Genomic DNA, 11,480 nt, shown 5'->3' with positions numbered 1-11,480 from the left:
CCCGCGCCCCCCCCCCCCCCCCCCCCCCCCCCTCATCTTTTGCGCCCCCCCCGGCGCGGGGCCCCCCCCCCGCCTGGGGCGCTGTATTGGGGGGGGGGGGGGGGGGGGGGGCCCCCCCCCCCCCCCTCTCCCGTATGCCCGTACGTCTCAGTCCCCGTCCGGGTCCGCGCGCTCCAGGGCCGGCCGGCGCGGGGCGGCGGACTCGGTGAGGAGGTAGTCGGCGGCGGCCGTGTCCGTCACCAGGCTGGTGACCAGGCCGGACCGCAGCACCGCGCCGATCGCGGCGGCCTTGCGCTGCCCGCCCGCGATGGCCACCACCTCGGGAATCCGGCGCAGCCGGTCCGCCTCCACGGTGATGCACCGCTCGCCGAGGTCCCGGCCGACCCGGCGGCCCTCCGCGTCGAACAGATGGGCCGACATCTCGGCGGCGACGCCGAGCGAGGCGTAATGGCGGCGCTCCTCGTCGGAGAGCATGTCGTGCACGGTCGAGATGCCCGGCTCCCAGGAACCGATGGAGACGGCCGCGACCGTCACCTTGTCGAAGTACTCGAAGGCGCGGGCGATCCCCGTCTGGTGGCGCAGCGCGGCGGCCGTCGCCGGGTCCGGCAGCAGCATCGGCGCGTAGATCGGGTGGGCCTCGCCCCCGGAGACCTGGGCGGCGCGCCGCACCGCCTCCACCGAACCGCGCTCGGCGGTGCCCGCGTCGTACACCCCGGTGAGCTGCACGACCGTGCACGGGGGCAGCCGGTCGAGGGCGGCGGCCATGTGGATGGTCGAGCGGCCCCAGGCGAGCCCGAGCACGTCGCCCTCGTTCACCAGTTCGCCGAGCAGATCGGCCGCGACCTCGCCCAGGTTCTCCGGGTCCGCCGCGTCGTCCTGCTCCTCCGCCGGGGACTCCACGACGACCGCGTGGCGCAGCCCGTAGCGGGCCCGGAGAGCGTCGGAGCGCTCGGCGTCCAGCTCCGCGGGGACCCGGATCTCGATGCGTACGAGGTCACGCTCCAGGGCGGTCTCCAGGACCCGGGCGACCTTGAAGCGGCTGACGCCGAACTCCTCGGCGATCTGGATCTTGGACTTGCCCTCAAGGTAGAAGCGGCGGGCCATGGCCGCCGCCTGCACCAGCTCCGCGGGCCCCATCCGCAGGGCGGACCGGCCCGCCGACATTGCAGACACCGCGTTCTCCTCACTGCTGTTCACGCTCTTGATACGCCGTTCATCCTGTCAGATACGGCGATCCCTGACCGGTCCCGTCGGAACCCGTTCATCTGCCCTTGGCCCGGGCGCCGCTCACCCGGCGCCGGCCGCCCGGGCTCAGTGCGCGCAGGCCCAGCCGGCCGAGCCGATGGCCCCGTCGGCCTTGGCGCGCAGGGCCCGCACCGCGGCGGCCGGGTCGCCCGCCCCGTACACCGCGGAGCCGGCGACGAAGACGTCGGCACCGGCCTCGGCGCACCGCTCGATGGTGGACTCGGAGACCCCGCCGTCGACCTGGAGCCACAGATCGAGTCCGTGCTTGGAGATCAGCTCACGGGTGCGGCGGATCTTCGGCAGCATGATGTCCAGGAACGCCTGGCCGCCGAAGCCCGGCTCCACGGTCATGATCAGCAGCATGTCGAGCTCGGGGAGCAGGTCCTCGTACGGCTCGATGGGCGTCGCGGGCTTGAGCGCCATGGAGGCGCGGGCTCCCTTGGCGCGGATCTCCCGGGCCAGCCGCACGGGGGCGGCGGCGGCCTCGGCGTGGAAGGTGACCGACCCGGCCCCCGCCTCGACGTACTGCGGTGCCCAGCGGTCCGCGTCCTCGATCATCAGATGGCAGTCCAGCGGCGTGTCCGTGGCCCTGCTGAGCGATTCCACGATCGGAACGCCGAGGGTCAGGTTGGGCACGAAGTGGTTGTCCATGACATCGACATGGAGCCAGTCGGCCCCTTCGACGGCCTTGGCCTCATCGGCGAGGCGCGCGAAATCGGCGGAGAGAATACTCGGGTTGATCTGGGCCATGGGCCAAGCCTGCCATGTTCTGCGTCACTTCCCGGCCTCGGTGCGCTCCAAAGGCTCACGGGATCATTACGGTTCGCGCATTCCCGGCGTTTCGCCCCGGTGAGGAGCGTGCGGTCAGGCGGTGCGGCGGAGCAGCGCCAGATACATCGCGTCGGTGCCGTGCAGATGCGGCCAGAGCTGGACGTCGGGCCCGTCGCCCAGCGCGGGCACGTCCGGCAGCAGCGGGCGGGCGTCGATCCACTCCGCCTCGACGGGCGCCCCGCCGCGCCCCTTGAGCACGTCCTCCACGACGACCCGGGTCTCCGCCAGGTGCGGCGAGCAGGTGGCGTACCCGACGACACCGCCGACGCGCACGGCCTTCAGCGCCTCGCGCAGCAGCCCGCGCTGGAGGGGCGCGAAGCCTTCCAGGTCCTCCGGGCGGCGGCGCCAGCGGGCCTCGGGGCGGCGGCGGAGCGCACCGAGCCCGGAGCACGGCACGTCCATCAGGACCCGGTCGAAGCTGCCGGGGCGCCACGGCGGGCGGGTGCCGTCGGCGGTGATGACCTGGTACGGACCGGGGTTGCCGGCCAGCGCGCGTTCCACGAGGCGGGCGCGGTGCGGCTGCTTCTCGGCGGCGAGCAGGGCGGCGCCCCGGTCCGCGGCGAGGGCGGCGAGCAGGGCGGCCTTGCCGCCGGGGCCCGCGCAGCCGTCGAGCCAGCGGGCGTCGGGGCCGTCCAGCGGGGCGGCGGCCAGGGCGGCGGCGACGAGCTGGCTGCCCTCGTCCTGGACCCCGGCCCGGCCCTCGCGCACGGCGGTCAGGGCGCCGGGCTCGCCGCCCTCGGCCATCCGCACGGCGTAGGGCGACCAGCGGCCGGGCAGCGCGTTCTCCTCGCCCAGCTCCTCGGTGAGCTCGTCCGTGGTGGAGCGGCCGGGGCGGGCGACGAGGGTGACCTCGGGGCGCTCGTTGTCCGCGTCGAGCAGGTCCTCGATCCCGGCGCGGCCGCCGCCGAGCGCGTCCCAGAGCGCGGAGACGACCCAGCGCGGGTGGGAGTGGACGACCGCGAGGTGGTCCTCCGCGTCGTCCTCGTAGGCCGGGGCCACCTTCGCGACCCAGCCGTCGAGGTCGTCGGCGGACACCTTGCGCAGGACGGCGTTGACGAACTTGGCGCGCCCCTCCCCCAGCACCACCCGGGCCAGCTCCACGCTGGCGGAGACCGCCGCGTGGGTCGGGATGCGGGTGCCGAGGAGCTGGTGCACGCCCATGTTCAGCACGTCCAGGACCGGCGGGTCCACCTCGCGCAGCGGCCGGTCGATGCAGGCGGCGACGATCGCGTCGTACGTCCCCTGGCGGCGCAGCGTCCCGTAGACCAGCTCGGTCGCCAGGGCGGCGTCGCGGTGGTCGAAGTCACCCTTGGCCCTGGCCTTCTTCAGCAGCGGGGGCAGGACGAGGTTCGCGTACGCGTCGCGCTCGTCCACCGCCCGCAGGACCTCGAAGGCGAGGAAGCGGACCGGGTCCTTCTTGGGACGGCGGTGCGGCTGGGCGGGACGGCGACGCGGCTGGTCGTTCACGTGAAAGGTGCTCCGCTGAAGATCGAGAGGACGAACCCTCCCAGCCTACGTCCCGCCCCGCGGGGCTCAGCTCCCGACCAGCTCGCCGGGGACGATGCGCACCCCGCGCGCCCAGTCGGCGGCGCGCATCGGCTTCTTGCCCTGCGGCTGCACCCACAGCAGCTCGACCGCGTGCGACCCGGTGCCGACGAACACGTTGTTCTTGCCGACCGACAGCTCCCCGGGCGCCAGCTCGGACCGGTCGACGGCGGGGGTCGCCTGGACGAGCTTCAGGCGCTCGCCCCGGAACAGCGTCCAGGCGCCCGGGGCTGGGGTGCAGGCGCGGATGACGCGGTCGACGCGGAGGGCGGGCGCGGACCACTGGACCTGGGCGTCCTCGACGGTGATCTTCGGCGCGAGGGTGACCCCTTCGGCGGGCTGCGGCACGGCGTGCAGGGTGCCGTCCTCGATGCCGTCCATCGTGGCGGCCAGCAGTCCGGACCCGGCGAACGCCAGCCGGGTCAGCAGGTCGCCGCTGGTGTCGGTCGGGCGGACCTCCTCGGTCAGGACGCCGTAGACGGGCCCGGAGTCCAGGCCCTCCTCGATCAGGAAGGTGGACGCGCCGGTCACCTCGTCGCCGGACATCACCGCGTGCTGCACCGGGGCCGCGCCGCGCCAGGCAGGCAGCAGCGAGAAGTGCAGGTTGACCCAGCCCTTCGCCGGGATGTCGAGAGCCACCTTGGGCAGCAGCGCGCCGTACGCGACGACCGGGCAGCAGTCCGGCGCGATCTCCCGCAGCCGCGCGAGGAAGTCCTCGTCCCGGGGCCTGGCGGGCTTCAGCACCTCGATCCCGGCCTCCTCGGCGCGCTCGGCGACCGGGCTGGCCACCAGCCGCCGGCCACGCCCGGCGGGCGCGTCGGGCCGGGTCACGACGGCGGCCACCTCGTGCCGGCCGGAGGCGATCAGGGCGTCGAGTGCGGGAACGGCTACCTCGGGGGTGCCTGCGAAGACGAGCTTCATGGGTGGCTGACTGCCTCTCAGGCCGGACTCTCAGGCCGAAACGTTACGGTGACGAGCAACGCACAAGTCTATGGGGCGGCGGACCGGGGGGCGTACGCACAGTCGCGCGCCCCTCGCAGGTGCGCATACGCCCCCCGAGCGTGACCAGATCCCCCGGTGCGGCGTTGGTCAAGAGAGATTGACCGAAGCGAGCCGCCCTGGTGCGGCCCGATCCCTTTCAACGCCGGTTCGAGAGGCTTCTTCATGGCCGACCACGCAACCCACGACGCCCAAGCGCGGGCCAGCCTGCATCTCCTGGTGCGGGACATCGAGCGGGTCCGGCGGCAGGTGGACGCACTGCGCACGCTCACCGCACAGCTGGGCAACGTCTACCGTCCGCGCCGCACCGGCCCGTCCGCGGGCTTCGTCGTCTACGGCAGGGCCCCGGCCCCAACCGTGAGACTGGCCCAGGAACTGCGGGACAGCGTCGAGACGCTGGTCACGGCGGCCGTGGACTTCGATCGCTCGCTGGGCTTCTCCTGGGACGCGGTGGGCTCCGCGCTCGGGGTCACCAAGCAGGCCGTCCACCGCCGTTACGGATCACGGCGCACGACCCCGCAGCCCACGGCGCCGGAGCCCGCGGAGGTGGTCCCCCAGCGCGGCCCCACGGTCCCCGCGGCCCGCGCCCCCCAACCCCCGACAGACCGCCCCAACCCGTTCCCGGGACCCCGCAACGGCTGACCCGAGGATGAGTGGCCGCCCGTCGCGAGAGCGAAGGGCGGCCACACTCATGCGCAACGCGCCCGCGCAAAACCAAGCACGCCGGCAAAGCAAGCCCGTCCGGCGATCGAGGACAAAGGCACCAGGCGACACCCACCCGCACGCCACCAACACCTCAGCCGATGTCCACCGGATCCACCCGCACCCGCACCGCACCCCCTCCGCGCGCCACGCGGGCAAGCCGCAACGCCGCAGCCAACGCCGCCCCGCTCCCGGGCGGCACCCGCACCAGCGCCCGCTCCCAGACCTCCCCCGCGGGCGCCTCGAACGCCCGCCGGGGCCGCCCCGGCTCCGCGGCGGGCACCGGCACGGGCCCCAGCACCTCCGCGTCCGAGGGCAGCTCGGCCCCCGCGAAGAACGCGGCCAGCGCCTCCGGCTCCCCCGTCACCGACGCCATCCGGGACACCGGCGGAAAGCCCAGCTCGGCCCGCTCCGCCAGCTCCCGCCGCGCGTGCCCGACCGGGTCCCAGCGGACCAGCGCCTGCACCGGCCGCAGCGTCGGCTCGGCGACGACCACCACCGTGCCGCCCTCCGGCCGCCCCCGGACCAGCGCGGCAGCGGACGTCCACCGGCGCAGCGCCTCCTCCCCGGCGCGCAGGTCGGGCCGCCCGACCATGGCCCAGCCGTCGAGCAGGAGCGCCGCCGCGTACCCGCCCTCGGCGACCGGCTCGGCGCCCGGCGTGCTGACGACCAGCGCGGGCTGGTCCGGCACGGAGTCGAGGACATGGTCGCGCCCGGACGTCCGCACCGGCACCGCCGGGAACGCCCGGCCCAGCTCCTCAGCCGTGCGCCGCGCCCCCACGATCTGGGCGCGCAGCCGTCGGCCGCCGCAGGCCACGCAGTGCCAGGACGTCTCTGCCCGCCCGCACCACGCGCAGTTCAGGTCCTGCTGGTCCGGCGCCTCCAGCGGCCCCGCGCACTGCCGGCACCGGGCGGGCTCCCGGCAGCGCTCGCAGGCCAGCCGGGGGGCGTAACCCCGGCGCGGCACCTGGACCAGCACCGGACCGGACCTCAGCCCGTCCCGGACGGCCTGCCAGGCGAGGCTGGGCAGCCGGGCGGCCCGCGCGGCCCCGTCGCGCGCGAGGTCGCCGTCGCCCACGGTGCGGATCACGGGCGCCGCCATCCGCACCTGGTCCCGGTCGGCGCGCAGCGGCAGCGCCCACCCGCTCTCCACCAACTGCGCGGCCTCCACGGTGCAGCTGACGGAGCCGAGCAGAAAGGCGCACCGGCCGTGCGTGGCCCGCAGCTCCAGGACCTCCCGGACGTGCGGGAAGGGGGCGCGGTCGTCGCTGTGGCTGGAGTCGCCGTCGTCCCAGACGACGACGAGCCCGAGGTCGGCGACGGGAGCGAACATCGCCGCCCTGGTCCCCACCACCGCCCGGACGGACCCGCGCCGCACGGCGAGCCATTCCCGGTACCGCTTGCCGGGTCCGGAGCCGGCGGTGAGCAGCGCGTGCCGCCCCGCGCCGAGCAGGGCGGTGAGCGCGGCGTCGACCCGGGCGGCGGTCCGGCCGTCGGGGACGACGACGAGGGCCCCACGCCCGGAGGACAGGGTCGCGGCGACGGCCGCGGCGATCTCGGCCGGCCAGTGCGGCCCGGGCAGCGCGGTCCACACGGCCCGGGGCGCGCCTCCGCCGGCCAGCGCGGAGAGGAACGCGGGGCCCTGCGCGTACCGCTCCCAGGTCCCGGGGGCGGGGGGCGCGGGGGCGGGCAGGGGCGCGGGCGAAGGCTTGGCCTCGGCCTGCGCGTTGCGCGGGGGGACGGCGAGCTGGAGGACGTCGGCGAGGCTGCCCGCGTACCGGTCGGCGACGGCGCGGGCGAGGGCGAGGAGGCCGGGGCCGAGCACCGGCTCGGGCGAGACGACGGAGGCGAGCGCGGCGAGCGCCCCGTTGTAGTCGGACTCGGCCAGCCGCTCGATGAGGAAGCCGTCGACGAGCCCACCGCCCTCGCGCCGGCCGCCGCGCACATTGCGGCCGCCGGCGCCGAAGCGGACGCGGACGCGGACCCCGGGCTGGGCGTCCGCGTCCAGCTCCTCGGGAACGGCGTAGTCGAAGTACTGGTCGAGGTGGAGCGCGCCCTTGTTGACGAGGACGCGGGCGACGGGCAGCTCCTTGGCGAGGGCGGCACCGCGCCAGGTGCGCGGTTTGGCCCGCGGCACATCTGCCCGGCGGACCGCCTCCCGGATCAGCGCAAGCTGTTCCGGCGCCCCGGCCCCGGGCTCGTCGGGCCGCTCGTTCTCGCTGCTCACAGCTCCATCCCTACCAGACGCCTCGGACAACGGCGCCGCCCGTCCCCGTAACCTCCCACCGTGAAACGCCGGAGCCCGGACACCGTGCGGTGTCCGGGCTCCGGCGGAAGACCGCCTGGGTGCGGTGGTTACAGACCGGCGGCGGCGCGCAGCGCGTCCACCCGGTCCGTGCGCTCCCAGGTGAAGTCGGGCAGCTCGCGGCCGAAGTGGCCGTAAGCGGCGGTCTGGGCGTAGATCGGGCGCAGCAGGTCGAGGTCGCGGATGATCGCGGCCGGGCGGAGGTCGAAGACCTCACCGATGGCGTGCTCGATCTTCTCGGTCTCGATCGCGGCGGTGCCGAAGGTCTCCACGAAGAGGCCCACCGGCTCGGCCTTGCCGATCGCGTACGCGACCTGGACCTCGCAGCGGGCGGCGAGACCGGCGGCGACGACGTTCTTGGCGACCCAGCGCATGGCGTAGGCGGCCGAGCGGTCCACCTTCGACGGGTCCTTGCCGGAGAAGGCACCGCCGCCGTGGCGGGCCATGCCGCCGTAGGTGTCGATGATGATCTTGCGCCCGGTCAGACCGGCGTCGCCCATCGGGCCGCCGATCTCGAAGCGCCCGGTCGGGTTGACCAGGAGGCGGTAGCCCTCGGTGTCGAGCTTGATGCCGTCCTCGATGAGCTGGTTCAGCACGTGTTCGACCACGAACTCGCGGATGTCGGGCGCGAGCAGCGAGTCGAGGTCGATGTCGCTGGCGTGCTGCGAGGAGACGACGACGGTGTCGAGGCGGACGGCCTTGTCGCCGTCGTACTCGATGGTGACCTGGGTCTTGCCGTCGGGGCGCAGATACGGGATGGTCCCGTTCTTGCGCACCTCGGAGAGCCGGCGGGAGAGCCGGTGCGCGAGGAAGATCGGCAGCGGCATGAGCTCGGGGGTCTCGTCGCAGGCGTAGCCGAACATCAGGCCCTGGTCGCCGGCGCCCTGCTTGTCGAGCTCGTCCTCATCGCCCTCGACCCGCTTCTCGTACGCGGTGTCGACGCCCTGCGCGATGTCCGGGGACTGGGCCCCGATGGACACCGAGACGCCGCAGGAGGCGCCGTCGAAGCCCTTCTTCGAGGAGTCGTAGCCGATCTCCAGGACCTTGTTGCGGACCAGCGTCGGAATGTCGGCGTACGCCTTGGTCGTGACCTCACCCGCGACGTGCACGAGACCGGTGGTGATCAGGGTCTCGACGGCGACGCGGGAGGACGGGTCCTCGCGCAGGAGCGCGTCGAGAATGGTGTCGCTGATCTGGTCGGCGATCTTGTCGGGGTGACCCTCGGTCACGGATTCCGAGGTGAAGAGACGGCGGGACACATCGCTCCCTGGGGTTGCAGCGGCTGCTGGCTGATCATTGGCCGGACGATCCGGGAGCTGCGCCCGGCATGGTCCAGGGTGCAGTTTATCGGTCGGCTCCGGTCGCCGGACAACGTGTCTCGCCCTTTGGCCGCCCTGTGACCTGTTCCATGAGGGCCGGAAGGCCCCGGAAGCCTGCTGCGGCGAGGTCCCGGACCGTCACGCCGGGGTGCCTCCGGCCCCGGCGTGTCACCTGAAATTCATCCGAGGCGCGCCGCGACGAGGTCCCACACCGTGTCGGCCAGGGCCTCCTTCGGCCCGTACGGGACGGGGGTCTCGGTGCCGTCGGCGGCGAGCACCACGGCCTCGTTCTCCTCGGAGCCGAAGGTCTTGCGCTCCCCGACCTCGTTGACGACCAGCAGGTCGCACCCCTTGCGGCGCAGCTTCTGGCGGCCGTTGGCCAGGACGTCGTCGGTCTCGGCGGCGAACCCGACGACGATCTGCCCGGGCGTGGCGCGCTCGGCGGAGACCTCGGCGAGGATGTCCGGGTTGCGGACGAGCGTGATCGGGGCGGGCTCCTGGCCGTCCTTCTTCTTGATCTTGCCGGTGGCGTACTCGGCGGGCCGGAAGTCGGCGACGGCGGCCGCCATGACCACGACGTCGGCGTCCCGGGCCGCCTTCAGCACCGCCTCGCGCAACTGCGTCGCGGTGCCGGCGCGGACGACGTCGGCGCCGGACGGGTCGGGGAGCCCGGTGTTGGCCTCGACCAGGGTGACCCGCGCGCCGCGCGCGACGGCGGTGCGGGCGAGCGCGTAGCCCTGCTTGCCGGAGGACCGGTTGCCGAGGTAGCGGACCGGGTCGAGGGGTTCCCGCGTGCCGCCGGCGCTGATCACCACGTGGCGGCCCACGAGGTCGGGGGCGGCCGTGCCCCGGGCGAGGACCCGGCGGCAGACCTCGTAGATCTCGCCCGGGTCGGGGAGCCGGCCCTTGCCGGTGTCGACGCCGGTGAGGCGGCCGACGGCGGGCTCGATGACGACGGCGCCCCGGCGGCGCAGCGTCGCGACGTTCTCCTGGGTGGCGGGGTGTTCCCACATCTCGGTGTGCATGGCCGGCGCGAAGACGACCGGGCAGCGGGCGGTGAGCAGGGTGTTGGTGAGCAGGTCGTCGGCGAGGCCGTGCGCGGCCTTGGCCAGCATGTCGGCGGTGGCGGGGGCGACGACGACGAGGTCGGCGTGCTGCCCGATCCGGACGTGCGGCACCTCGTGGACGTCGTTCCAGACCTCGGTGGAGACGGGGTGGCCGGAGAGCGCCGACCAGGTGGCGGCGCCGACGAAGTGGAGGGCGGACGCGGTGGGGACGACCTGTACGTCGTGGCCGGACTCGGTCAGCCGGCGCAGCAGCTCGCACGCCTTGTACGCGGCGATGCCGCCGCTGACCCCCAGAACGACCTTCGGCTTGTCCACTGCGTCTCCCCGCACTCGGTCACGCACCCTGCGTACGTACGTCTCCATGCTGCCTCACGGGCGCGGACGCCGGTCGGCCGCCCCGGACACACCGCGGGCCCGGCGGATGTCCGCCGGGCCCGGGGTGAAGGTGCGTCGTCGCTGCTTACTGCGCGGGGCCCTCGATGGCCTCGGACGTGAGCAGGCCCGCGTTGATCTCGCGGAGCGCGATCGAGAGCGGCTTCTCGTGCACGTGGGTGTCGACGAGCGGACCGACGTACTCGAGGAGGCCCTCACCGAGCTGCGAGTAGTACGCGTTGATCTGGCGCGCGCGCTTGGCGGCGTAGATCACGAGGCTGTACTTCGAGTCGGTTGCTTCGAGGAGCTCATCAATCGGCGGGTTGATGATGCCCTCGGGCGTGGTGATGGAAGAGGACACGCTCTGCCTTCCGAAGGGGATGAAGATCAAAGAATTCTTTGACAGTCAGGGGCTTTGGTGCCGGGCCCCGCTGCCGGTGTTTCACTCGCCGGCGGCGCGGTGGCCGGAAGCCTCCAGCATCAAGGCTAGCAGCTCACGTGCCACGTCCTCGACGGAGGTGTTGACGAGCGTCGTGTCGAACTCCGCTTCGGCGGCCAGCTCCACCTTGGCGGCGGCGAGACGGCGCTCGATCACCTCGGGCGCCTCGGTCCCCCGGCCGGTGAGCCGGCGGACCAGCTCCTCCCAGCTCGGCGGGGCGAGGAAGACCAGCCGGGCGTCGGCCATGGACTGGCGGACCAGCCGGGCACCCTGGAGATCGATCTCCAGGAGCACCGGCTCTCCCGCCTCCAGCCGCTCCTGGACGGCGCGGCGCGGCGTGCCGTAGCGGTTGCCGGCGAACTCGGCCCACTCCAGCAGCTCACCGTTGGCGATCAGCTTGTCGAACTCCTCGTCGTCCACGAAGAAGTAGTGGACGCCGTTGCGTTCGCCGGGGCGCGGCTTGCGGGTCGTCGCCGACACCGAGAGCCACACCTCGGGGTGGACCTTGCGCATATGCGCGACGACCGTGCTCTTGCCGACCCCCGAGGGGCCGGAGAGCACGGTCAGCCGCGGACGTACGTCCGGGGGTACGGGGGACGTCCCCCGGGATGTTGCAGCCATGGAGCGATTATCCAGGTTCTCAGGGGTGCCCGAGA

General features: G+C 74.1%; 10 protein-coding genes. 1 reads left to right on the top strand and 9 read right to left on the bottom strand.

The features are described 5' to 3' along the window. Positions 1-147: 147 nt before the first annotated feature. From ACZ6C6_RS24105 to fmt, 4 genes are all read right to left on the bottom strand, one after another. Positions 148-1,164, bottom strand: a complete 1,017-nt coding sequence (locus ACZ6C6_RS24105) for a sugar-binding transcriptional regulator (protein ID WP_018103922.1) — start codon at positions 1,162-1,164, stop codon at positions 148-150. Between the two features lie 147 nt (positions 1,165-1,311). Beyond that, a complete protein-coding gene (gene rpe, locus ACZ6C6_RS24100; protein ID WP_365684082.1) occupies positions 1,312-1,995 on the bottom strand; it encodes a ribulose-phosphate 3-epimerase in 684 nt (227 codons plus the stop codon). Positions 1,996-2,109: 114 nt separating this feature from the next. Then, positions 2,110-3,543 (bottom strand): RsmB/NOP family class I SAM-dependent RNA methyltransferase, encoded by a 1,434-nt coding sequence (locus ACZ6C6_RS24095; protein WP_469205316.1) that lies wholly within the window; start codon positions 3,541-3,543, stop codon positions 2,110-2,112. A gap of 66 nt (positions 3,544-3,609) precedes the next feature. Beyond that, positions 3,610-4,542 (bottom strand): methionyl-tRNA formyltransferase, encoded by a 933-nt coding sequence (gene fmt / locus ACZ6C6_RS24090; RefSeq protein WP_469205315.1) that lies wholly within the window; start codon positions 4,540-4,542, stop codon positions 3,610-3,612. Positions 4,543-4,785: 243 nt separating this feature from the next. Between fmt and ACZ6C6_RS24085 the strand changes: the two genes are divergently transcribed. After that, the gene (locus ACZ6C6_RS24085; protein WP_469205314.1) at positions 4,786-5,262 is read left to right on the top strand and encodes a hypothetical protein; all 477 of its coding nucleotides are present in this window, start codon (positions 4,786-4,788) and stop codon (positions 5,260-5,262) included. Between the two features lie 154 nt (positions 5,263-5,416). Here ACZ6C6_RS24085 and ACZ6C6_RS24080 read toward each other — a convergent pair whose 3' ends face one another. The 5 genes from ACZ6C6_RS24080 to gmk form a co-directional block, all read right to left on the bottom strand. Beyond that, positions 5,417-7,549, bottom strand: coding sequence for a primosomal protein N' (locus ACZ6C6_RS24080; RefSeq protein ID WP_469205313.1), 2,133 nt, complete (start codon positions 7,547-7,549; stop codon positions 5,417-5,419). A 128-nt stretch (positions 7,550-7,677) separates the two neighbouring features. After that, the gene (gene metK / locus ACZ6C6_RS24075) at positions 7,678-8,886 is read right to left on the bottom strand and encodes a methionine adenosyltransferase (RefSeq protein ID WP_018103916.1); all 1,209 of its coding nucleotides are present in this window, start codon (positions 8,884-8,886) and stop codon (positions 7,678-7,680) included. 239 nt (positions 8,887-9,125) lie between these two features. Further along, positions 9,126-10,328: a bifunctional phosphopantothenoylcysteine decarboxylase/phosphopantothenate--cysteine ligase CoaBC gene (gene coaBC / locus ACZ6C6_RS24070; RefSeq protein WP_469205312.1), complete on the bottom strand. Its 1,203-nt coding sequence runs from the start codon at positions 10,326-10,328 to the stop codon at positions 9,126-9,128. 145 nt (positions 10,329-10,473) lie between these two features. Next, on the bottom strand, positions 10,474-10,746 hold the full coding sequence (gene rpoZ / locus ACZ6C6_RS24065) for a DNA-directed RNA polymerase subunit omega (RefSeq protein ID WP_003970369.1): 273 nt from the start codon (positions 10,744-10,746) through the stop codon (positions 10,474-10,476). Between the two features lie 81 nt (positions 10,747-10,827). Then, on the bottom strand, positions 10,828-11,445 hold the full coding sequence (gmk, locus tag ACZ6C6_RS24060; RefSeq protein WP_469205311.1) for a guanylate kinase: 618 nt from the start codon (positions 11,443-11,445) through the stop codon (positions 10,828-10,830). Between the last annotated feature and the right edge of the window lie 35 nt (positions 11,446-11,480).

It is taken from the genome of Streptomyces sp. NPDC041814, from assembly GCF_055590565.1.
Note: the sequence above shows the minus strand (reverse complement) of the source record. Positions and strands in the feature narration are given on the sequence as shown.